Source organism: Paenibacillus sp. p3-SID867, assembly GCF_025142895.1.
Classification (GTDB): Bacteria; Bacillota; Bacilli; order Paenibacillales; family Paenibacillaceae; genus Paenibacillus_AQ.
Genome location: NZ_JAMBDM010000011.1, coordinates 26,440 through 48,360, shown reverse-complemented (window position 1 = coordinate 48,360; position 21,921 = coordinate 26,440). Strand labels below are relative to the sequence as shown.

General features: G+C 51.0%; 20 protein-coding genes. 19 read left to right on the top strand and 1 reads right to left on the bottom strand.

The features are described from left to right. The first annotated feature begins 131 nt into the window (after positions 1-131). The 4 genes from icd to M4D81_RS22005 all read left to right on the top strand — a co-directional run bounded on the left by icd (position 132) and on the right by M4D81_RS22005 (position 4,111). Positions 132-1,424, top strand: coding sequence for an NADP-dependent isocitrate dehydrogenase (gene icd, locus M4D81_RS22020; protein WP_260068059.1), 1,293 nt, complete (start codon positions 132-134; stop codon positions 1,422-1,424). 14 nt (positions 1,425-1,438) lie between these two features. After that, positions 1,439-2,380 (top strand): malate dehydrogenase, encoded by a 942-nt coding sequence (mdh, locus tag M4D81_RS22015; protein WP_071218071.1) that lies wholly within the window; start codon positions 1,439-1,441, stop codon positions 2,378-2,380. A gap of 152 nt (positions 2,381-2,532) precedes the next feature. After that, the gene (locus M4D81_RS22010; RefSeq protein WP_009595065.1) at positions 2,533-2,958 is read left to right on the top strand and encodes a hypothetical protein; all 426 of its coding nucleotides are present in this window, start codon (positions 2,533-2,535) and stop codon (positions 2,956-2,958) included. A gap of 286 nt (positions 2,959-3,244) precedes the next feature. After that, a complete protein-coding gene (locus M4D81_RS22005) occupies positions 3,245-4,111 on the top strand; it encodes an SDR family oxidoreductase (RefSeq protein ID WP_113057491.1) in 867 nt (288 codons plus the stop codon). A gap of 135 nt (positions 4,112-4,246) precedes the next feature. Here M4D81_RS22005 and M4D81_RS22000 read toward each other — a convergent pair whose 3' ends face one another. Next, complete coding sequence (locus M4D81_RS22000) at positions 4,247-4,621, bottom strand: hypothetical protein (RefSeq protein WP_397376770.1); 375 nt, start codon at positions 4,619-4,621, stop codon at positions 4,247-4,249. A gap of 220 nt (positions 4,622-4,841) precedes the next feature. Here M4D81_RS22000 and M4D81_RS21995 point away from each other — a divergent pair, with 220 nt between their 5' ends. From M4D81_RS21995 to M4D81_RS21925, 15 genes are all read left to right on the top strand, one after another. Beyond that, positions 4,842-6,395 (top strand): fumarate hydratase, encoded by a 1,554-nt coding sequence (locus tag M4D81_RS21995; RefSeq protein ID WP_260068058.1) that lies wholly within the window; start codon positions 4,842-4,844, stop codon positions 6,393-6,395. A gap of 163 nt (positions 6,396-6,558) precedes the next feature. Beyond that, the gene (locus M4D81_RS21990) at positions 6,559-7,521 is read left to right on the top strand and encodes a bile acid:sodium symporter family protein (RefSeq protein ID WP_260068057.1); all 963 of its coding nucleotides are present in this window, start codon (positions 6,559-6,561) and stop codon (positions 7,519-7,521) included. A 34-nt stretch (positions 7,522-7,555) separates the two neighbouring features. Then, the gene (gene pnpS, locus M4D81_RS21985) at positions 7,556-9,370 is read left to right on the top strand and encodes a two-component system histidine kinase PnpS (RefSeq protein WP_260068056.1); all 1,815 of its coding nucleotides are present in this window, start codon (positions 7,556-7,558) and stop codon (positions 9,368-9,370) included. A gap of 70 nt (positions 9,371-9,440) precedes the next feature. After that, the gene (locus M4D81_RS21980; RefSeq protein WP_071218077.1) at positions 9,441-10,172 is read left to right on the top strand and encodes a response regulator transcription factor; all 732 of its coding nucleotides are present in this window, start codon (positions 9,441-9,443) and stop codon (positions 10,170-10,172) included. Between the two features lie 175 nt (positions 10,173-10,347). After that, complete coding sequence (locus M4D81_RS21975; RefSeq protein ID WP_260068055.1) at positions 10,348-11,538, top strand: methyl-accepting chemotaxis protein; 1,191 nt, start codon at positions 10,348-10,350, stop codon at positions 11,536-11,538. Positions 11,539-11,666: 128 nt separating this feature from the next. Further along, positions 11,667-12,671, top strand: a complete 1,005-nt coding sequence (locus M4D81_RS21970) for a PstS family phosphate ABC transporter substrate-binding protein (RefSeq protein WP_071218079.1) — start codon at positions 11,667-11,669, stop codon at positions 12,669-12,671. A 59-nt stretch (positions 12,672-12,730) separates the two neighbouring features. Further along, the gene (gene pstC / locus M4D81_RS21965; protein ID WP_071218080.1) at positions 12,731-13,663 is read left to right on the top strand and encodes a phosphate ABC transporter permease subunit PstC; all 933 of its coding nucleotides are present in this window, start codon (positions 12,731-12,733) and stop codon (positions 13,661-13,663) included. Further along, positions 13,664-14,539, top strand: a complete 876-nt coding sequence (pstA, locus tag M4D81_RS21960; RefSeq protein ID WP_071218081.1) for a phosphate ABC transporter permease PstA — start codon at positions 13,664-13,666, stop codon at positions 14,537-14,539. Between the two features lie 49 nt (positions 14,540-14,588). Continuing rightward, positions 14,589-15,344 carry a phosphate ABC transporter ATP-binding protein PstB gene (pstB, locus tag M4D81_RS21955; RefSeq protein ID WP_009594645.1) on the top strand — a complete coding sequence of 252 codons (756 nt, stop codon included), beginning with the start codon at positions 14,589-14,591 and terminating at the stop codon, positions 15,342-15,344. Between the two features lie 53 nt (positions 15,345-15,397). Next, on the top strand, positions 15,398-16,057 hold the full coding sequence (gene phoU / locus M4D81_RS21950; RefSeq protein WP_260068054.1) for a phosphate signaling complex protein PhoU: 660 nt from the start codon (positions 15,398-15,400) through the stop codon (positions 16,055-16,057). Between the two features lie 144 nt (positions 16,058-16,201). Then, the gene (gene polA / locus M4D81_RS21945) at positions 16,202-18,862 is read left to right on the top strand and encodes a DNA polymerase I (RefSeq protein WP_260068053.1); all 2,661 of its coding nucleotides are present in this window, start codon (positions 16,202-16,204) and stop codon (positions 18,860-18,862) included. A gap of 145 nt (positions 18,863-19,007) precedes the next feature. Continuing rightward, positions 19,008-19,841: a DNA-formamidopyrimidine glycosylase gene (mutM, locus tag M4D81_RS21940; protein ID WP_216530476.1), complete on the top strand. Its 834-nt coding sequence runs from the start codon at positions 19,008-19,010 to the stop codon at positions 19,839-19,841. Positions 19,842-19,963: 122 nt separating this feature from the next. After that, a complete protein-coding gene (locus M4D81_RS21935) occupies positions 19,964-20,704 on the top strand; it encodes an MntP/YtaF family protein (RefSeq protein ID WP_260068052.1) in 741 nt (246 codons plus the stop codon). 9 nt (positions 20,705-20,713) lie between these two features. Next, entirely contained in the window at positions 20,714-21,313 is a 600-nt protein-coding gene (coaE, locus tag M4D81_RS21930) for a dephospho-CoA kinase (RefSeq protein WP_260068051.1), read from the top strand. After that, on the top strand, positions 21,310-21,876 hold the full coding sequence (locus tag M4D81_RS21925) for a lytic transglycosylase domain-containing protein (protein WP_071218087.1): 567 nt from the start codon (positions 21,310-21,312) through the stop codon (positions 21,874-21,876). Before coaE ends, M4D81_RS21925 begins: the two co-directional genes overlap by 4 nt. Positions 21,877-21,921 lie beyond the last annotated feature (45 nt).

Here is a 21,921-nt window from a genome sequence, read left to right as displayed (position 1 = left end):
CATGTACAATAGGCTAGAGAACCGCTTAAACGTGAGTGAATCGCGGGTGGCGGGTTTCTCTGTGCCTATTCACGCGAGCATTTTGGAAATGGCAGAGACAAGAACCATATTCGAAGGAGGAACTCATACTCATGAAATTGGAAAAATTCGCATTACCAACTGAAGGCGAGAAAATCACGATTGATAACGGAACCCTGCAGGTGCCTAACAACCCTGTCATTCCTTTTATTGAAGGCGACGGCACAGGCCGTGACATCTGGAAAGCTTCCAAGCGTGTCCTGGATGCAGCAGTAGAAAAAGCATATAACGGTTCCAAGAAAATTGCCTGGTATGAAGTATTTGCCGGTGAGAAGGCATACAATACATACGGTGAATGGCTCCCGAACGATACGCTTGAAGCGATTCGCGAGTACATCGTTGCTATCAAAGGACCACTTACAACGCCAATCGGCGGCGGTATCCGTTCCCTGAACGTTGCTCTTCGCCAAGAGCTGGACCTGTACACTTGCCTGCGCCCTGTTCGTTACTTCAACGGCGTACCGTCTCCGGTAAAACGCCCTGAGTTGGTTGACATGGTTATTTTCCGTGAGAACACGGAAGACATCTACGCAGGTATTGAGTATAAAGAAGGCTCCGAAGAAGTGAAGAAAATGATCAAGTTCCTTCAAGACGAAATGGGCGCCAACAAAATCCGCTTCCCTGAAACGTCCGGTATCGGGATTAAGCCTGTATCCTCCGAAGGTTCCAAGCGTCTTGTACGTGCAGCGGTTGAGTATGCGATCAAGCATGGCCGCAAATCCGTGACACTGGTTCACAAAGGCAACATCATGAAATTTACAGAAGGTGCCTTCAAAAACTGGGGTTACGAAGTGGCTGAAGCTGAATTCGGCGATAAAGTGTTCACTTGGGCTCAATACGATATCATCAAGGAGAAAGACGGCGTAGATGCAGCTAATGCGGCTCAAAAAGCGGCTGAAGAAGCTGGCAAAATCATCGTTAAAGATGCGATTGCCGACATCGCGCTGCAGCAAGTTCTGACTCGTCCAACCGACTTTGATGTCATTGCGACGTTGAACCTGAACGGGGACTACCTGTCTGACGCGTTGGCTGCACAAGTTGGCGGTATCGGTATCGCTCCGGGTGCTAACATCAACTATGTAACAGGACATGCAATTTTCGAAGCGACTCATGGTACGGCTCCGAAATATGCAGACAAAGACGTAGTAAACCCTGGTTCCGTTATCCTCTCCGGCGTTATGCTGCTTGAGCACCTCGGATGGCAGGAAGCGGCTGACCTGATCTACAAAGGCATGGAAACATCCATCAACAACAAAACCGTAACGTATGACTTCGCCCGCCTGATGGATGGCGCTACGGAAGTGAAATGCTCCGAGTTCGCAGACGAAATCATTAAAAACCTGTAAGGAGGAGATTCATCGTGGCAATTACTCGTAAAAAGATTACGGTAGTAGGTGCTGGCTTCACAGGTGCGACTACCGCCCTGATGCTTGCTCAAAAAGAATTGGGTGATGTGGTGCTGCTGGATATCCCGCAGCTCGAGAACCCAACAAAAGGTAAAGCGCTGGATATGCTCGAAGCAAGTCCCGTTCAAGGATTTGACAGCAACATAGTCGGTACATCCAACTATGGGGATGCAGCTAATTCCGATATCGTAATCATTACAGCAGGTGTAGCCCGCAAGCCGGGCATGAGCCGCGATGACCTCGTGAATACCAATGCAGGGATCGTGAAATCCGTATGCGAGAATGTGAAGAGTCACGCACCGAACGCCACGGTCATCATTCTGAGCAACCCGGTGGATGCCATGACCTATGTGGCATACAACACACTCGGATTTCCCAAGAACCGCGTCATCGGCCAATCCGGCGTACTGGATACGGCCCGCTATTGCACCTTCATCGCGCAAGAGCTGAACGTATCCGTTGAGGATGTCCGCGGATTCGTACTTGGCGGCCATGGCGACGACATGGTTCCGCTCGTTCGCTACTCCAGCGTGGGCGGCATTCCGATCGACACGCTGATTCCGGCTGAGCGCATTGAAGCGATTGTGCAGCGTACCCGGGTTGGCGGCGGTGAAATCGTGAACCTGCTGGGTAACGGCAGCGCATACTATGCGCCGGCTGCTTCCCTCGTACAAATGACGGAAGCGATTCTGAAGGACAAAAAACGAATCATTCCGGTTATTGCTCTTCTGGAGGGCGAGTACGGTTATGACAATCTGTTCATGGGCGTACCGGCCATTCTTGGCGGAGACGGCATTGAGCGAATTTTCGAGCTGGAGCTGACGGCCGAAGAGAAAGCGGCGCTCGATAAGTCTGCGGAATCCGTACGTAATGTAACCTCGGTCGTGACCCTGTAATTGAATCAGGATTCACAAAATCGTCTAATAATGCAATCCCGTCCCGTGATTCGGGGCGGGATTGCTTTTCTTTGGATGATCTCTCCAGTATAATAAGAGACGATGAACTTAATGTAATAAAAATCACACTAACGACTTTGGAGGAATTGTTTATGTGGAACGTGACATTTTTTCTGCATATGGTCGGTACGGCGGCGCTAGGATTCTACTTGATTCTGCCGTTTGTTGTTGGCGGTATTCAGAAGCTGTCCCTCGGCGCTCAAGAAGGAGCCGTTAATACGATTCGAGTAGCGAACCGTTTTGCTCAGTACGGCTTAGTTATTCAGTTGTTGACTGGCGGATACATGATGTCCCAAGGCGAGTATTCGGTTCCTTGGATGATCATTGTAACGGTATTGCTGCTGGCGATGTTTGCTATTGGAGGCATCATGAGCAAGCCATTGAAGAATGCGCTTGCAGGGATCCGCGAGAAGCGTGAAGTGAAGGAAGAAACAAGCAAGCTGGGTACGCTTAGCGCACTTCTTGCCTTGCTGCTCTTGGTTATGATCTTCTTCATGGTATTCAACCATATCATCTAAGAATAGCTACATACGAAAGAGAAGTCGTTCCGTTTATCGGGCGGCTTTTTTTTGACATTATAGAATTGTTAAATGACCGGGGCGTGCCAAGGATCTGAACGGACTTCGGAGCAAGGCCCCGCTTTGGGGACTTTTTTGTTGGGCGAAAAGAGCTTCACTTTCGTTTGATCTCGTACAATCTGGGTAAAAACAATAGCGAAGGGCTTTTTATGAGAATAAGAAGTCGCGTCGAACGCATCCTATGAGAGGTAGTTTGAGATACTGACCTGAAAGGAGAAATGTTCATATGCCACAAGATCAACCGAAACAAACCTTGCCGCCCCAGCATCAGGATCACAGACCCGGAACCGAATCGGAGATGCACCCAAAGCCGGAGTTTGAGAGTAACGAATACAAGGCAGCCGGTAAGCTAAAAGGAAAGGTAGCGCTGATTACCGGAGGCGACAGCGGGATCGGCCGTGCGGTTGCGGTCTACTACGCCAAGGAAGGCGCGGACGTATCCATTGTGTACCTGAATGAGCATAAGGATGCGGAAGAGACCAAGCGACAGGTGGAGCAGGAAGGCCGCAAATGCCTGCTGATTGCCGGTGATGTCGGCGATGATGCTTTTTGCCGCGATGCGGTTACCGAAACCGTGGAGAAGCTCGGAAAACTCGATATTCTCGTTAACAACGCAGCTGAACAGCATCCGCAGAAGAAAATTGAGGATATTACCAAAGAACAATTGGAGCGGACCTTCCGTACGAATATTTTCGGTATGTTCTATCTGACGCAGGCGGCGATGCCGCATCTGTCCAAGGGTAGCTCGATTATTAATACGACCTCCATCACGGCTTACCGGGGAAGCCCGCAGCTGCTGGATTACGCTTCAACCAAGGGGGCCATCGTTGCCTTTACACGCTCGTTATCGATGAACGTTGTCGGTCAAGGGATCCGGGTAAATGCCGTTGCCCCGGGACCGATCTGGACGCCGCTGATTCCTTCAACGTTCCCGCCGGATCAGGTGGCCGAGTTTGGGGCGACCCAGCCGATGAAACGTCCGGGTCAACCGGAAGAGCTGGCCCCAGCCTATGTATATCTGGCTTCGACGGACTCCTCCTACGTAAGCGGTCAAGTCATTCACGTGAATGGCGGCGAAGTAATTAACGGCTAAGACGTTTCATTCGCTAACAACCGTTCGTTACAACATAATCCATGGAAAACAGAGCGGACATCCGGGGCTTCGGCCCGGATGTCCGCTATTTTATCATGGGTGAGAGGAGGGGTTATGGGGCTTGGCTTAGGTGAATCAGATGCTTCTGAAACCGGAAGGAAGCACGCCGGTTTCCCGGATCGTTCTGATCTGAGCGCGCGTCAACCGACGGTTGGAGCTGATGATGGATTCAGGTTCTTCATCGCCGCCGATGATATCGCCGAGATCAGCGATGTTGGTGTTTCCGCGGAATACTCTGAATGCGCCTCGGAAATTCGGCTCCGAGAACAGGACCAGGGTGGCATTGGAGCTGGTCGAGAAGAATCTCAAGCTTTCAATGTCGCCGAAGGTACGCTCGAGATTACGGATGCCTACATTGCCGCGCACGATAAACCGGCGTCCATTGTAGAACTCGTCTCTAAACAGGGCAAGCCTTGGAAAGACCACCTGAGAGATTGAGGCTTTCATCATAGCAATCACCTCCTTTTCTTAACCAATATATGCGAGATTTATAGAGGGGGTATGGTCGATAAAAGGGGGAGTATCAACACATTTTCTCTACTCTTTCATTTTTTGAAGTAAACCCTTTCATGTGCTAAATGATATGATATGATAACAATATTGGCAGTTTATAATGATTCTTATTTTGCTATCATGTCTGGGTTATGAAAGAGAGGAGTTTACCAACGTTATGAAATTATTTGAAGAGAGTATGTATCGACTGATTGTAGAAACCTCCACGAATTTGCCCGGAGATGTGCGAAGAGCAGTCAACCGCGGCCGAGCATCTGAGGATGCGGCAACGCGAGCGGGGCTGGCCCTGGCAACGATCGCTCAAAATATTGAGATGGCCGAGCAGGAAGTATCGCCGATCTGCCAGGATACCGGCATGCCAACATTCATCGTACATACTCCGGTGGGTGCGAACCAAATCGAGATGAAGAAGGCGATTTACTCTGCGGTGATTCGCGCCACGAAGGATGGCAAGCTGCGTCCAAACTCGGTGGATTCGTTGACTGGCGCTAACAGCGGGGATAATCTCGGCCCTGGCACGCCTGTCATCCATTTCGAGCAGTGGGAGCAGGATAAGGTGGACGTCCGTCTCATCCTGAAAGGGGGCGGCTGCGAGAACAAAAACATTCAGTACAGTCTTCCTGCAGAGCTTGAAGGGCTCGGGAAAGCGGGCCGTGATTTGGACGGGATCCGCAAATGCATCATGCATGCCGTGTACCAAGCTCAAGGCCAAGGCTGCAGCGCTGGATTTATCGGAGTAGGCATCGGCGGCGACCGGACGACAGGCTATGAGCTTGCGAAGCATCAGCTGTTCCGTCATGTCGAAGATGTGAACCCGAATGAAGATTTGGCGAAGCTCGAAGATTACATATTGGAAAATGCAAATAAGCTCGGGATCGGCACGATGGGCTTTGGCGGTGAAGTCACGCTGCTCGGCTGCAAAATCGGTGCGATGAACCGTCTGCCGGCAAGCTTTTTTGTATCGGTTGCTTATAACTGCTGGGCGTTCCGCCGTCAGGGCGTAATGGTTGAGCCGGAAACGGGGGAAATCACGGAATGGCTGTATGAAGCAGGCAGTCAGGTGCAGATGAACGCCAATTCCGAAACGGCTGTTTCCCAAGCCGAAGACTCCGGTCCAAGTGAGCCCAAGGGCCGCGAAGTGGTGCTGCAGACGCCAATCAGCGAGGAGCAAATTCGTTCCCTGCGCGTTGGGGATGTGGTGGTGATCCGAGGCGAGATGCATACCGGACGGGATGCGCTTCATAAATATCTGATGGATCACGATGCTCCTATCGACCTGAACGGGTCCGTCATTTACCACTGCGGTCCGGTTATGATGCAGGATGAAGAGGGATGGCATGTCAAGGCGGCAGGTCCGACAACGAGCATTCGAGAAGAACCTTACCAGGGCGATATTTTGAAAAAATTCGGCATTCGCGCGGTCATCGGAAAGGGCGGCATGGGTCCCAAGACGCTTCAAGCCCTGCAGGAGCATGGCGGCGTATATCTGAATGCGATTGGCGGGGCCGCCCAGTATTATGCGAGATGCATCAAAAAAGTAAACGGCGTGGATTTCATGGAGTTTGGCATTCCGGAAGCGATGTGGCATTTGGAGGTTGACGGCTTTGCCGCGATCGTCACGATGGATTCGCACGGAAACAGCCTGCATGCCGACGTGAGCAAGGATTCGGCAGAGAAGCTGGCCATGTTTAAAGAGCCGGTGTTCTCCTAATCCGGAGCATCTGAAGAAGCATCGATTGGCCACCATGTGCCGGTCGATGCTTTTTTGTTGAATACGGGAATGGAGCCCTTATTTCGAATTTTCGTTGCGGTTTTCGGACACTCCGGTTTATGATGAAAGTTAAATACGTCAATTCAGTCATTGGAGGAAACAGGTGAGAAGTTTTGGACTAGCCTTTGCATCTTGGTTTGAAAAGTACACCTTTCTCTTGATTCCAGGCTCGCTGGTGCTAGGCTGGCTGCTCTCGGATGTTTTGGTGGACTTTGTTCACTGGATTCCTTATCTATTCGGTTATATTACACTGGTGATGGCACTTGGCTGTGGGATCCGTCATCTGCAAGGGGTTCTGAAGCGCCCCTTTGCTGTTATATTAACGCTCTTTCTAGCCCATGCGGCTGCTCCGGTGCTTGCCTATGGACTGGGCTCGGCCGTGTTTGGTACGCATTCGGATTATACGATTGGCTTGCTGCTGTTCGCGATCATTCCGCTGGGGATATCCTCGGTGATGTGGGTCGGAAGCTCAGGCGGCAGCGTTCCGTTCATCCTGGCGGTAGTTGTGCTGGATACCATACTCAGTCCCTTAGTCGTACCGGCTCTGATGGAGATGTTTATCGGGGATGCACTGGTTACATGGGATGCGTCTGAACTGATTCTCGATTTGCTGACCATGGTGGTATTACCCACTCTGATCGGGGTGATGCTGTATGAAGGTTCCAAAGGACGGGTCAAGGACTGGTCGGCTCCTGTAGCTCAGCCCATATCGAAGCTGTTTTTTATGCTCGTGGTGATGCTGAACGCGGCAGCCATCGCTCCCCATGCAGCAGGCATGAAGGAGGAGATGCTGGTAGTGATCCCGGTTGTCGTTACGCTGATTGTGATCTGCTATTTGCTTGGCTATTTTGGCTCCTATGCGATGCTCGGACCGACACAGGAAATGCAAATTACATTTACATACGCGTCCGGAATGCGTAATATATCACTCGGGATGGTGTTGGCTACAACGTATTTCTCACCCCAGGCTTCCATCCCGGTGGTGCTTGGCATTATGTTCCAGCAGCCGGCGGCAACCATCATTCATGCGTTATTCCAACGAAGACGCACACGGGCGGTAAGTTAACCAAAATGATCACGCGGCAGAAAGAGGAGAGACCATGAGGCAGTATCGCAATCGTTTGACTCTGATTATGCTTACTTTAATTGGGTTATCTATGCTCGCGGCAGGACTGGCTATGGTGACGGTGTTCAAGCAGTCCCACATTCAGCTGCTGGAGGACAATATGGTCCGGGAGATTCGGCTTCTGCAGACCATGATGGAGTTTCCGGATACGGACAGCGCGGATGCTCTTTCGTATTATACCGAAAGATCCTTGCAGCTTGAAGAACTGTCTGATGCGAGAGTGACCTTTATATTGAAGGATGGTAAGGTTATCGGGGATTCGGAGAGTGATCCGTTAACCATGGATAACCACGCTTATCGTGAAGAGATGCTTCAAGCGGTAAAAGCGGGGCGCGGGAGTACCATTCGTCGGAGCGATACGCTTGAGCAGGACATGCTGTACGTTGCACTTCCGGTCAAGGCCGGAGAGAATTTCGACGGATTCGTCCGATTGTCCGTCAGTCTCAAGGAAGTGGACCAGGGAGTCAAACAAGGCTGGACCGTGATGGGGATCGGCCTGCTGGTGCTATTCCTGATAGCTGCCTTGGTGAGTTATCGTGTCGCCAAGGGCTTGACCTCGCCGCTTGAGAAAATCACGCGCGTAGCCAGACGGATATCGCGTCTTGAATATGATGCGAGGGTAAAGATTCACCGTAAAGACGAGATCGGTCAATTGGCGCACGCCATTAACGGAATGGCCGACAGCCTGCAAACCCAGCTGCGGACGATACGGGACAATGAAGATTTGCTGCAAAGCGTTCTAAACAATATGACAGGCGGTATTGTCATGGTGAGCGGGGCAGGCCAGATCATTCTTGTGAACCGTGCTGCCGAGAGAATGCTCGGCATTAATGCCGAAGTGATAACAGGCAAATCGTACCGTGAGCTTAAGCAGCATTATGAATTGACCAAACTGATGGAGGAAGGCCTTGAGAGCAAGGAGGACTTCCATGAGGAGCGCAACATTTATTATCCGGTGGAATCGATCATCCGCCTGGATGGGGTTGCGATGATGCAGGAGGAAGAGCAGGAGTCTTATCGCGGGATGCTGTTCCTGCTGCAGGATGTAAGTGATATCCGCAGACTTGAACGCATGCGGAGCGAATTCGTGGCCAACGTATCTCACGAGCTGAAGACTCCGCTCGCTGCGGTGAAAGGGTTTGCTGAAACGCTGCTTGGCGGCGGGGTGACCGATGAGAAGACATCGCGCTCCTTCCTCCAGATTATCTATGACGAATCCGAACGGCTAAACCGGCTAATCGGTGACATTTTGGAGCTGTCCAAGATCGAATCCAAGCGGATTCAGATGGATTACTCGCCGATTCATTTGTCGGCATTCTTTGATACAATATCCGAAATGATGCGCACCGTGGCGGAGAAGAAGCGAATCAGCCTGGAGCTTGACATCCCGGAAGAGCTGTTTATGGAGGGGGACGAGGACAAGCTCCGCCAGATTTTTATGAATCTGCTCTCGAATGCGATCAATTACACGCAAGAAGGCGGACGAGTAAAATTAACGGCTCGTGAAAAGCATAGTAACAGGAACGCCGAGGATATTGTGGAGTTCGTTGTTAAGGATTCCGGGATTGGCATTCCGAAGAAAGATCTTCCCCGTATATTTGAACGTTTCTATCGGGTGGATAAAGCGCGTTCACGCGGATCAGGCGGAACGGGGCTTGGACTGTCGATCGTGAAGCATCTGGTGGATCTTCATCACGGTACCATCAAGGTGGAGAGCGAGCTGGGAATCGGGAGCTCCTTCATTATTGAGCTTCCGATCCTGCAGGAAACGCACGATACAGGAAGTTAACACTCCGTTAACATTCTGTTGATATACTTGCATAAGCAGTCCAATTATCAAGATAAGGGCGGGGGTAACATTGACGCAACGCATGCTTGTTATTGAAGATGAGCCGACATTATCGCGGCTGTTGTCCTACAATCTGACGCAGGAAGGTTTTCAAGTCGAGGTAGAGGAACACGGTACCGCAGGTTACGAGAAAGCGTCGAATCATGAATATGATCTGATCCTGCTGGATGTCATGCTGCCTGGCATGAACGGCTTTCAGATTTTAGAGAAGCTCCGAAGTAACGGAATTACCACGCCGATCATTATTCTGACCGCGAAGAACGCCGAAGAGGAAGTTGTTCAAGGTTTGAAGATGGGGGCGGATGACTATATTACCAAGCCATTTGGCGTATCTGAGCTGCTGGCCCGTGTATCAGCCGTCATGCGCCGGGTTTCCGGTCATGCCGATGAAGCAAAGACGACAGACCACCAGGGAAACGTCATTTCGCTTGGAGAATTGGAAATCTATCCTGAGAAATACGAGGTCCGGCTTGGCGGTCAGAGCATTAATCTCCGGCCGAAAGAATTTGAGGTGCTGCTCTACCTGGCCAAAAAACCGGGCGTTGTGTTAACGAGGGATGATCTGATGAACGTGGTCTGGGGCTTCGATTATATCGGCGGTCAGCGAACCGTGGACGTTCATGTGAGTTCCCTGCGCAAGAAGCTTGAGCTCGATCCTGAATCTGTACACATTGACTCCATTCGCGGGGTTGGTTATAAACTTGTAGTGAATCCGAAAAAAGGCTCCCATCATTCCGTTTGAAATGATGAGGAGTCTTTTTTTTGGGTCTTTGGTCAGATCCTGACATGTCTAATGTCTCATTTCCGCGCAATAATCCTTCCGCAGTTTACACTCCCTTAATCATTCGAGTATATTCCCATAATACTTGTCCGGTAAGATGCGTCTAAAGGACCAGATGAAGAAGGGGTGAAGGCGCATGACACTGCTTCAAACCAAACCAAATCAGACAGAGAGAATGAAGATGGAGGTAGAGCCGGTACTTGATGGACATGCAGCAAACGAGCCTGAAGCAGGCGCATTATATCGGCAATACATAAGAAGGGTCCCTGTTATAACAAAATCTGAATCCTGCCTCGATGTGCTGAATGTGTTTGCGAAGGATCAGCGTATCCCGTGTGTTATTTATTGCGATGAGGCAGATACACCAGCAGGACTGATTATGCGGGATGTGTTTTACCAGCGAATGATGGGCAGGTTTGCCGTGGACCTGTATTATTCCAAGCCCGCCTACCAGTTTGCGGACCATCAACCGACGCGTGTCGATATATTCGAGAAGGTCGGAACGCTGCTGGAATTGTCCCTGCAGCGCCCGGATTCCAAATTTTATGATTGTGTCCTGATCACGGATGAAGGACGACTGCTAGGCGTGCTTACCGTCAGGGATCTGATGAGTCTGTCCAGTATGCTCCAAGCGGAAGCGGAAGAGAAGCGGGAACTGATCCTGCAGGAAAGCTACCGGCATACCCGGAACATTCAATCCTCTTTAACCGAGGTCCGAACGGCAGCAGCGAGAACAAACTCGGAATGTATACGGATGAGGGAGTGGTCACAAACCGGGAAGGAGAAACTGGATCTTGTCCGAACCTCGTACCTTGGTCTTGTAGAGGATATGACGAAGCGTGAAGGCCAGGCCTCCGAGCTCGCAGCCGATGCCAGCCGCATATTTTCCATCACCGGCATGATTACCGAGCTTGCGAACCAAAGCAGTCTGCTGGCCATGAATGCCTCGATTGAAGCAGCGCATGCCGGAGAGCATGGGCGTGGATTTCAAGTGGTTGCGGCAGAGGTACAATCGCTAGCAAAACAAACGCGTAAGCTGTCAGGGGATATATCGCAGCTGCTCGAGCAAATCCAGCGGCTGGCAGCAGATACAGCCAAGGGGGCTGTATCGTCGCTGAAGGAAATCCAATCCTGCGAGGGATATGTAACGGAAGGTGCCCAAATGTTTAATGAAATGGACAATGCCGTTCAAGAGGTTCAGAAGTCCGGTAATCAGGTTTATCAACTGGCCGAGGAAACCGTGAAGCGTGTGAAGCGGGTGAAGGATGAGCTTGCCGGAATGAACACCGGTGAAGCTTCGATCATGGAAGATAGGTCGAATCTATAACTCTACTATGATTAAAATATTTTACACTGCGTTTACATTTCTCAGAAACTGCTATTACATTCCGGGATTAATATCAATATTGTAAGTAGGAAGTAGAGACAACAACCATTTTGAAGGAGTGGATTCGTTTGTTTAAAAGAAGGGGTCGTAAACCAGCAGGTATTCTCGTACTGGTATTGATGCTGAGCACGCTTTTGGCGGCATGCGGCGGAGGAACAACTTCCGGCGGTGCTTCAGGAGAAAATACAGACAACGGTTCAGCACAGCAAAATGAAGGAAGCACCACAACAGCTTTGTCGGGAACGATTGAAATTGACGGTTCCAGTACATTGCATCCGTTAACTGAAGCCATTGCTGAAGAGTTCGGCGCAGCAAACCCGGATGTCCGCATTCCGATTGGAACAGGCGGAACAGGTGGCGGTTTCAAACGCTTCAATAATGGAGAGATTCCAATTTCCAATGCATCCCGTCCAATTAAAGACAGTGAAGCTGAAGAAGCAAAATCCAAGGGCATTACCTATCATGAGGTTCTGGTAGCTTATGACGGACTATCCGTTGTTGTTAACCCGAGCAATGAATTCGTAGATAAATTAACGGTAGATGAGCTGAAGAAAATTTACGAGCCGAACAGCACTGTAAAAACATGGGCTGACGTTCGCGAAGGATGGCCGGCAGAGGAAATCAAAATTTACTCTCCTGGTACAGACCACGGAACATTCGACTACTTCACAGAAGCGATTAACGGTGAAGCGCAAGCAAGCAGAAACGATAGCCAAATCACGTTCAGTGCCGATACAAACGCAGTCGTACAAGGGGTTGCTGGCGACAAGAACTCCATCGGATACTTCGGATTCTCCTTCTATGAAGAGAACCAAGACAAATTGAAGCTGGTTCCGATCGATAACGGTACGGCTACAGTAGCTCCAAGCATGGAAACGATCAAGGATAACAGTTATGCTCCATTGTCCCGTCCGCTGCTGCTCTATGTAAACGATAAGGAGCTTGAGCGTCCGGAAGTGAATGCGTTCATGAACTTCTACCTTGATAATGCCGCTAGTCTTGCTGGCGAAGTTGGTTTCGTACCGCTTCAAGATGAACAGTATCAAGAAGAAAAAGACAAGTTGGCAAAATAATTAAAGACTTCATGCCCGAAGGGAATCCTTCGGGCAACCCATAGAAAGGGAAGAGGAGAATGAACAAAACTTCACCCGTGGCGGCAAACACTAAAAGCATGACATTCCGTCGAAGCAAAACACGCCTCTCAGACAAAATCGTTCCAATCCTGCTCGGCTTGTGTGCCATGCTTTCGGTGTTTACCACCATCGGTATTGTATATACGCTTCTACAGGAATCCGTGATCTTCTTCAAAGAAGTGCCGGTATGGTCCTTCTTGACTGGAACGACATGGAGTCCAATTCTCCCTCCAAAAGAATTCGGCGTGCTGCCCTTGCTGGGCGGCACATTGCTGATTACAGGCATTGCGATCATTTTCGCAGTGCCTATCGGCTTGGCATGCGCTATTTATCTCAATGAATACGCTCCTGCCCGGGTTCGGGGGGTTGTAAAGCCAGTGCTTGAAGTGTTGGCTGGTGTACCAACGATTGTTTACGGATATTTTGCGCTTGAAACGGTAACACCATTCCTTCAAAAGATTTTTCCCGACATGGGGATATTCAATGCGCTTAGTGCGGGTCTCGTGGTCGGCATCATGGTCCTGCCGATGATTTCGTCTTTAAGTGAAGACGCGATGCGTGCGGTGCCTAAGAGCCTTCGTCACGGGGCATACGCGCTGGGTGCTACCCGATTTGAGGTTGCACTGAAAATTGTACTGCCTGCCGCTTTATCGGGGGTTGTATCGTCCTTCGTATTGGCATTCTCGCGCGCGATTGGCGAGACGATGATCGTTACGGTGGCTGCAGGTGCTACGCCGCAGCTGACACTGAATCCGCTGGAAAGCATTCAGACGATGACTTCTTATATTGTTCAGGTAAGCATGGGAGACGTTCCGCGAGGAACGATTGAATACGGCACGATTTTTGCGGTAGGTCTGACCTTGTTTGTCATCACCTTCTTGCTTAATATATTGGCGCAGTGGGTCGCTCGCCGCTTCAGGGAGGAATACTAGATGAAACAATTGAATCTGGGGGATAGCAAAGGAATCAACCGGAGACGTCTGGGTGACCAAACGCTGCATATGATATTCCTGGCTTGTACCAGTATCGGTATTCTAGCCTTGATGGCTTTGATTGTTACGATCGTGATGGATGGCGTTCACAGACTTTCACCCGATCTGTTCACGAACTTTCCGTCACGTATCGCGGATAAAGCAGGCCTGAAATCGCCGATTGTCGGCACGATTTATTTGCTCCTGCTCATGGCCCCGCTGTCTTTTGTATTAGGCGTGGGCGCGGCAATCTTTCTTGAAGAGTATGCGGGCCGCAGCCGCTGGGTTCGGCTGATCCAGCTGAATATCAGTACGCTTGCAGGGGTTCCTTCTATTATATATGGTATCCTGGGACTGGCGATTTTCGTGCGCGGCATGAATCTTGGCCGCAGCCTGTTGTCCGGGGTATTAACGATGACGCTGCTGGTGCTGCCAATTATTATCGTTGCCGCTCAGGAGGCGCTTCGCGCCGTGCCTAAGAACCGGCGCGATGCTTCTTATGCGCTGGGCGCAACGAAATGGCAAACAGTATCCAGCGCCGTGCTGCCATCAGCGATTCCTGGAATTATGACCGGGGTTATCCTGGCCTTGTCTCGTGCGATCGGCGAAACCGCACCGCTGATCATGATTGGTGCTTTAACGTACGTGGCCTTCTTGCCGGAAAATCTGCTCGATTCGTTTACTGTCATGCCGATCCAGATCTTTAACTGGGTATCAAGACCAAGTGAGGCTTTCCATGAGCTGGCGGCTTCGGGTATTATTCTGTTGCTCATCATGCTGTTCATCATGAACATTGCAGCCGTGTGGATCCGGAACAAGTATTCGAAGAACATCTAAGAGACGCATAAAGCAGATCTAATCGTGAAAAAGGAGACATGAATAAGATATGGAATCCATCATACAGATTAAGAAATTAAACCTTTACTACGACACGTACCATGCGCTTAAAAACGTGGATCTGGACATTCCGGAGAAAACGGTGACGGCGTTCATCGGACCGTCGGGCTGCGGTAAGTCTACGCTGTTGCGCACGCTGAATCGCATGAATGACATGATTCCTTCCACTCGGATTGAAGGCAGCGTGCAAATCGGAGGAACCGAAATCTACAGCGAGGAAGTCCACGTTGAAGCCTTGCGCAAACAGGTAGGGATGGTATTCCAGCAGCCGAATCCGTTTCCTAAATCCATTTATGACAACATCGCCTACGGGCCGCGACTCCACGGTATCCGCAATAAAGCGGAGCTGGACCAAATCGTGGAACAGAGCTTGAAACAAGCCGTGCTGTGGGATGAAGTCAAGGATTATCTCAAGCGGTCCGCGCTGAGCTTGTCCGGCGGCCAACAGCAGCGTCTATGCATTGCCCGGGCACTTGCCGTACAACCGGATATCCTGCTGATGGACGAAGCAACTTCCGCGCTGGATCCGATCTCGACCCTGAAAATCGAAGAGCTGGTGCAGGAGCTGAAGAGCAAATACACCATCGTCATGGTTACGCACAACATGCATCAGGCAGCACGCGTATCCGGGCAGACGGTATTTTTCCTGAATGGCGAAGTGGTTGAATCCGCAAACACCGATACGCTGTTCTCGACGCCGTCGGACGCACGTACCGAGGATTATATCTCGGGCCGTTTCGGTTAAGCCATTATCACGACAATGATCTTTCTTAAAAGTAGATAGGAGGAGCATCACACATGATCCGGAGAATTGAGTTTGATCAGCAGCTTGATGAGCTGAGAAGTTTGCTGCAGGATATGGGCAAGCATATGGAGGAGGCACTGGCAAACAGCGTGGAGTCCCTGCAGACCTTGGATGCGGAGAAAGCGCAGGCGGTTATCAAGAACGATGTGCAGTTAAACAACATGGAAGAGCAAATCATGGACATCGGCTCCCGCCTAATCGTGACCCAGCAGCCTGTGGCAAAAGATTTGCGCCGGATTTTAGTGGCTTTCCGGATTGCAAGCGATTTGGAGCGTATGGGTGACTTGGCGCGGGATGTCGCTAAAGTGACGATCCGTCTGCAAGGCCAGAAGCTGATCAAGCCACTGGTGGATCTTCCGCGGATGTCGGATTTGGTGCGCGCGATGGTTTCGGAATCCATCGAATCCTATCTGACGGAAAATACGGATCTGGCTTATAAAATGGCCCAGGACGATGATCAGGTCGATCATTTGTACAGCGTGATTTTGCAGGACCTGTATGCGCATCTGACCTCCGATCCGGATTCGGCCAATCAGGCGATGCTGCTGATCATGGTGGGACGTTACATCGAACGGATCGCCGACCATGCAACCAACATTGGCGAGAGCACGGTGTACCTCGTAACGGGTCATCGTCCCGACCTCAACCAATAGCATAATGATAAGTCAAACGCTGGCGAAAGCTGGCGTTTTTTTGCGTATTCTTAGGAATTCACCGTTAATCGAACGGATTGTTCGGAATTGGCGGTAACCTATGTTATCATGTGGAAAGGAAGTAATATTGGTGCGAGGTGTTCTATGGACAAGCTGATTTTAATTGATGGAAATAATATCATTTACCGGGCATTCTTCGCGATGCCGCCGCTGACCAATGCCAGCGGACAGCAGACGAATGCGGTTTACGGCTTTACGACGATGCTGCTTCGCTTGATTGAGGAACACAAACCGACCCATATGATGGTCGCATTCGATGCAGGCAAGGAAACGTTCCGGCATGCGGATTTTCAGGATTACAAGGGTGGCCGCCAGAAAACGCCTCCCGAGCTCTCCGGACAATTCCCGCTTCTGAAAGAGCTGTTGAAAGGCCTTGGCGTCTCCCAATTTGAAATCGGTGGTTATGAGGCCGATGACATTATCGGGACCATTACCCGTCAGGCTGACGAAGCTGGTCGGAAGGTGATGGTTGTATCCGGGGATAAGGATATGCTGCAGCTGGCTTCGGAGCATACCACGATCGCCATGGTCCGCAAGGGCGTTACCGACATCGAGTATTACGGACCGGAACAGATTAAGGAGCGATATGACCTGACGCCTGATCAGATTATCGACCTTAAGGGACTGATGGGCGATGCTTCTGATAACATCCCCGGCGTTCCAGGAGTGGGTGAGAAGACGGCTCTGAAGCTGCTTCATGAATTTGGATCCGTTGAAGCCGTGGTGTCACGAACCGACGAGCTGAAAGGCAAGATGAAAGAGAAAATCGAAGAGCATGCAGATTCCGCCATACTCAGCAAGAAGCTGGCTACGATCTTCCGCGAAGTTCCGCTGGAGCAGTCGCTGGATGACATGGCGTTTACAGGCTTGAATGAAGAGACGGCAGGACCCGCACTGGCGAAGCTGGAGTTTAAATCGCTCATTGAACGGTTAAACCTGAGCACAAGCGGAGTGGGCGGGGATGCGGCTGAGTCGAAGCCCGAAGCGAAGATTGAAGTGACCCTTGTAGACACGAAGGGGCTTAAGGAGGTTGCGGATAACCTGGCCCAGGTCACCCTACTCCACGTAGAGACGCATGGGGACAATCCCCATCATGCCGAGGTGATCGGGCTCGCACTCGCTTCGGAGGAACGGCAGTACTTCATTCCGTTTGAGGTTCTGAAGTCGGAAGAGGCCGAGCCTGTTCGTGCTTGGCTTGCCGATAGCGGGATCCCTAAACGCGGATATGATCTGCACCGCATTGATCTGGCCCTCCACTGGCAGGGCATCGCTTTTGCCGGTGCGGCATTTGACGTTCATCTGGCTGCCTACCTGCTGGACCCAACCGAATCGAATCAAAGTCTTAGCGGTCTGGCCTCCAAATACGGGCTTGCGTATCTTCAAGCCGATGAGGATGTGTTCGGTAAAGGGGCAAAGTACAAGGTTCCCGATATGGAGAAGCTCAGCGAGCACATGGCCAGAAAATGCCTGGCTGTATCCGAACTGGTTCCCGTTCAGGAGAAGGAGCTGGCTGCCAATGAAATGCTGCCGCTGTTCCACGAGCTGGAGATGCCGCTGTCCCGCATTCTGGCCGATATGGAGAAGCAGGGAATTGCTGTGAATGCGGAGGATTTGAAGGAGCTGGGTCGCGAGTTTGAAGGACAGATCGAGAAGCTGGTTCATGAGATATATGAGATCGCCGGAACGGAATTCAATCTTAATTCGCCTAAACAGCTGGGCGAGATTCTGTTTGTGAAGCTGGAGCTTCCGGTCATCAAGAAGACCAAAACCGGTTATTCCACCGATGCCGAGGTGCTCGAGAAGCTGGCGCCTTATCACGATATTGTCCGCTTGATTCTGAAGTATCGTACCTTGGCCAAGCTGCAATCCACATATGTGGAAGGTCTGCTGAAGGAGATTTCGTCACAAACTGGCAAAGTGCACACGTACTATCGTCAGACGATTGCCGCGACGGGTCGTCTGAGCAGCCAATATCCGAATTTGCAGAACATTCCGATCCGTCTGGAGGAGGGCCGCAAGCTGCGCAAGGTCTTCGTTCCGTCCGAGCCGGGCTGGAGCATTTTAGCGGCGGACTACTCTCAGATCGAGCTGCGCGTGCTTGCACATATCTCGGATGATGAACGTCTGAAGGAAGCCTTCGTCCACGATATGGATATCCACACGAAGACCGCGATGGACGTGTTCGGAGTCGACGTGGATGAGGTGGACTCCAATATGCGCCGATCCGCCAAGGCGGTTAACTTCGGCATTGTGTATGGAATCAGCGACTATGGCTTGTCCCAGAACCTGAATATTACCCGGAAGGAAGCCGCTGCCTTCATTGACCAGTATTTCGAGGTGTTCCAGGGCGTCCGGCGTTATATGGACGTGATCGTCAAGCAGGCGAAGCAAGACGGCTATGTGAAGACATTGCTTGAACGCAGACGCTACCTGCCGGAGATTAACGCCAGCAACTTCAACCTGCGGTCTTTTGCCGAGCGGACAGCAATGAATACGCCGATTCAGGGAACCGCGGCGGACATTATCAAGCTGGCCATGGTCCATATGGACAAGGCGCTGCATGATCGTCAATTGAAGAGCCGCATGCTGCTTCAGGTGCACGATGAATTGGTGTTCGAGGTGCCGGAGGATGAGCTGGAGATCATGAAGGAATTGGTACCGGAAGTGATGAGTCAGGCACTGAAGCTGTCGGTACCGCTGAAATCGGAAGTCAGCTATGGCGAGAACTGGTACGAAGCGAAGTAAAGTTATACAATATGTTAGCCGATAGAGAATCGTTTATAGGGATCATGGCGTGAAGAGGGGCGCATTATGCACCATACCTTTCCACAAAACCATGGTCCCGCTCTGTCCTAACTTCCGGTATAATGGGAGATGAGGTGAAGACATTATGCCGGAATTGCCGGAAGTAGAAACGGTGAAACGAACACTTAACCAATTGATTAAAGGTAAGCATATAGATCATGTATCCGTACATCTGCCGCGGATTATTCAGCGTCCCGATGATATTGAGGCATTTGCGTTTATGTTGAAGGATCATACCGTGGAAGGTGTGGAGCGCCGCGGGAAATTTTTAAGGATATTGCTGGACGGTCTGGTGCTCGTCTCGCATCTTCGGATGGAAGGGCGTTACGGGTTGTACTCTGCCGAGGAGCCGGTGGAGAAGCACACCCATGTTATTTTCCATTTCTCGGACGGGACGGAGCTGCGTTATAAGGATGTACGCCAATTCGGAACGATGCATCTCTTTGCAACGGGGGAAGAGTTTCAGCATGCTCCTCTTGCCAAGCTGGGGTATGAGCCGCTGGATGACACGTTTACGTTCGGAACCTTCAAGGAAGTTGTCGGCAGCAAAAAAACGAAGATTAAAGCGGTGCTGCTGAATCAGGCATATGTGGTCGGCATCGGCAATATATATGTCGATGAGGCATTGTTTCGAGCCAAGATTCATCCGGAGCGTAACGCCAACAGCCTGAAGGATGCCGAGCTCAAGCGATTGTATCATGCCATTGTGGATACACTGTCCGAAGCCGTAGAAGCGGGTGGTTCCTCCATTAAATCCTATGTCAATGGACAGGGTGAAATGGGGATGTTCCAGCATAGTCATCAGATTTACGGACGGAAGGACAAGCCGTGTCATACATGCGGTGGACCGATTCATAAGATCGTGGTTGGCGGACGGGGGACCCACTTCTGCCCGAAGTGTCAGCCGGTTAAGAAGTAATCCAATAGGCGTGCACCCATTCCTATCCCTACACATATAATGTGGAACATATGTGGAGCGCATGGAGCTGCTCTTCTTCATGAATGAGCCGCTTGATGTGGAGCTTACGAGGAGGGAAAAGGGTGCTCAGTCATATTTTCTCGTCTGCGCTGCTGGCCATGGCATTAAGCCTGGACGGATTCGGTGCGGGGGTTACATACGGTCTGCGCAAAACAAGGATACCGCTGCTGTCTGTATTAATCATCTCGCTATGTTCCGGCTTGGTGCTTGGCGCCTCCATGCAGGCGGGCGCGCTGTTACAGCGGTTCTTATCCCCATCCGTGGCGTCCGTGATCGGAGCCGCCATTTTGATTCTGCTGGGCTTATGGTCTCTATATCAGCAAGTTCGCAGAAAAAGCGAGTCAGATGTGCAGCCGGTTTCCAGTAAGGATATTTCGAAGTCTCTTATGGAAACGAAGACATCTGACCATCAAGTGAAATCAAGACGTGAGGTTAACACGGCAGGTCAAGTGCATCTTCAGCGGGCGGTATTCTCTCTTGAGATTCCGAAGGCCGGGGTTGTCATTCAAATTCTCCGCAGTCCCTCGAAGGCGGATCTGGACGACTCCGGCAGCATCTCCCCGTGGGAGGCGATGTGGCTCGGGATCGCGTTATCGCTCGATGCGTTCGGCGCAGGGCTTGGCGCTGCCATGCTGGGCTTCTCACCGTTAGGTACCGCGGCTGTTGTTTCTTTGTTTAGCGGGATATTTCTGGTGCTGGGCATGAGGGTTGGATTACGCTTTGCATCCAAGGGCGGGATGCGTTTTATCTCTTATTTGCCTGCTTTTTTGTTAATCGTCATGGGTATAATGAAGCTGTTATGAGGTGAAGTCATGAATATCGGTTTAACCGGAGGAATTGCAACTGGCAAGAGCACCGTGTCCTCCATGTTGACCATGAAGGGAGCACTTCTCGTCGATGCGGATCTCATCGCCCGGGAAGTCATGCTCCCGGGTCATCCGGTGCTAGGTAAAGTGACCGAACATTTTGGACAAGCGATCCTGTTTGAGGACGGTACGTTGAATCGAAAAAAACTCGGGGAAGTGATTTTCCATCATCCCGAGCAGAGAACGGTATTGAATGAGATCACGCATCCGGCGATACGGCAGGAAATCCGGGAACGGACGGAAGCGTATGAGCGGCAGTATCCCGACCGGCTGGTCGTAGCGGATATCCCGCTGCTGCTTGAGGCCAAGGAGCATTATTCTTATCTTGACCAGATCGCTGTTGTTTATGTACCGCGAGAGCTGCAGCTTGAGCGTCTGATGGTACGCGATGATCTTAACAGGGAAGCGGCAGAAGCGCGTTTAAACAGTCAGATGGATATCGAGGAGAAGAAGCGTCTGGCGGATATCCTCATCGATAACAGCGGAACATTGGCCGAGACACAGCAGCAGGTGGACAACCTGTGGGGCAGGTTGGTTAGTCTATGAAGTGGCTCCGTAAAAAAAGAGTGCTGCTTCTGCTGTTTGTCTCTTTTGTAGCGCTTCTGTATCTGAGCTCGAACTGGATGACCTTGCTGTATCCGATTCATTATAAGGATGAAATTCGGAAGCATGCCGCTTACTATGAGGTCGATCCGTTCCTGGTGGCATCCATCATTCGTGTCGAGACGAACTTCAAGCCGGGTAAGGAGTCCAAGAAAGGCGCCCTGGGCATTATGCAGCTGATGCCGGATACGGCCAATTGGGCGATGGAAATGGCCAAGCTGCCATCGGTAAACCTGCTGAACGTAAAGAATGAAGTGGATGCGAATATCCAGCTGGGCACCTGGTATATTCAGAACCTGCACAAGGAAATGGACGGCAACCCGATTGCCGCCATCGCCGCCTATAATGCAGGCCCCGGGAACGTCAAGAATTGGATCAACAAGGGCATGTGGGATGGAACCTATGAGAATGTGAAGAGTATTCCCATCGGGGAAACCCGCCACTATGTACAGCGCGTGATTTATTATTATAATCAATATACGGATGTGTATAAGGACGGCTTTTAACGAAAAAAGAGCGCTGGACAGGCTCTTACATCGAGCCGTCCAACA

Bases quoted from the DNA above. Each gene is read 5' to 3' on its own strand.
- icd (WP_260068059.1), top strand. From the start codon at position 132: ATGAAATTGGAAAAATTCGCATTACCAACTGAAGGCGAGAAAATCACG.
- M4D81_RS22010 (WP_009595065.1), top strand. From the start codon at position 2,533: ATGTGGAACGTGACATTTTTTCTGCATATGGTCGGTACGGCGGCGCTA.
- M4D81_RS22005 (WP_113057491.1), top strand. From the start codon at position 3,245: ATGCCACAAGATCAACCGAAACAAACCTTGCCGCCCCAGCATCAGGAT.
- M4D81_RS22000 (WP_397376770.1), bottom strand. From the start codon at position 4,621: ATGATGAAAGCCTCAATCTCTCAGGTGGTCTTTCCAAGGCTTGCCCTG.
- M4D81_RS21995 (WP_260068058.1), top strand. From the start codon at position 4,842: ATGAAATTATTTGAAGAGAGTATGTATCGACTGATTGTAGAAACCTCC.
- pnpS (WP_260068056.1), top strand. From the start codon at position 7,556: ATGAGGCAGTATCGCAATCGTTTGACTCTGATTATGCTTACTTTAATT.
- M4D81_RS21975 (WP_260068055.1), top strand. From the start codon at position 10,348: ATGACACTGCTTCAAACCAAACCAAATCAGACAGAGAGAATGAAGATG.
- pstC (WP_071218080.1), top strand. From the start codon at position 12,731: ATGAACAAAACTTCACCCGTGGCGGCAAACACTAAAAGCATGACATTC.
- pstA (WP_071218081.1), top strand. From the start codon at position 13,664: ATGAAACAATTGAATCTGGGGGATAGCAAAGGAATCAACCGGAGACGT.
- pstB (WP_009594645.1), top strand. From the start codon at position 14,589: ATGGAATCCATCATACAGATTAAGAAATTAAACCTTTACTACGACACG.
- phoU (WP_260068054.1), top strand. From the start codon at position 15,398: ATGATCCGGAGAATTGAGTTTGATCAGCAGCTTGATGAGCTGAGAAGT.
- polA (WP_260068053.1), top strand. From the start codon at position 16,202: ATGGACAAGCTGATTTTAATTGATGGAAATAATATCATTTACCGGGCA.
- mutM (WP_216530476.1), top strand. From the start codon at position 19,008: ATGCCGGAATTGCCGGAAGTAGAAACGGTGAAACGAACACTTAACCAA.
- coaE (WP_260068051.1), top strand. From the start codon at position 20,714: ATGAATATCGGTTTAACCGGAGGAATTGCAACTGGCAAGAGCACCGTG.
- M4D81_RS21925 (WP_071218087.1), top strand. From the start codon at position 21,310: ATGAAGTGGCTCCGTAAAAAAAGAGTGCTGCTTCTGCTGTTTGTCTCT.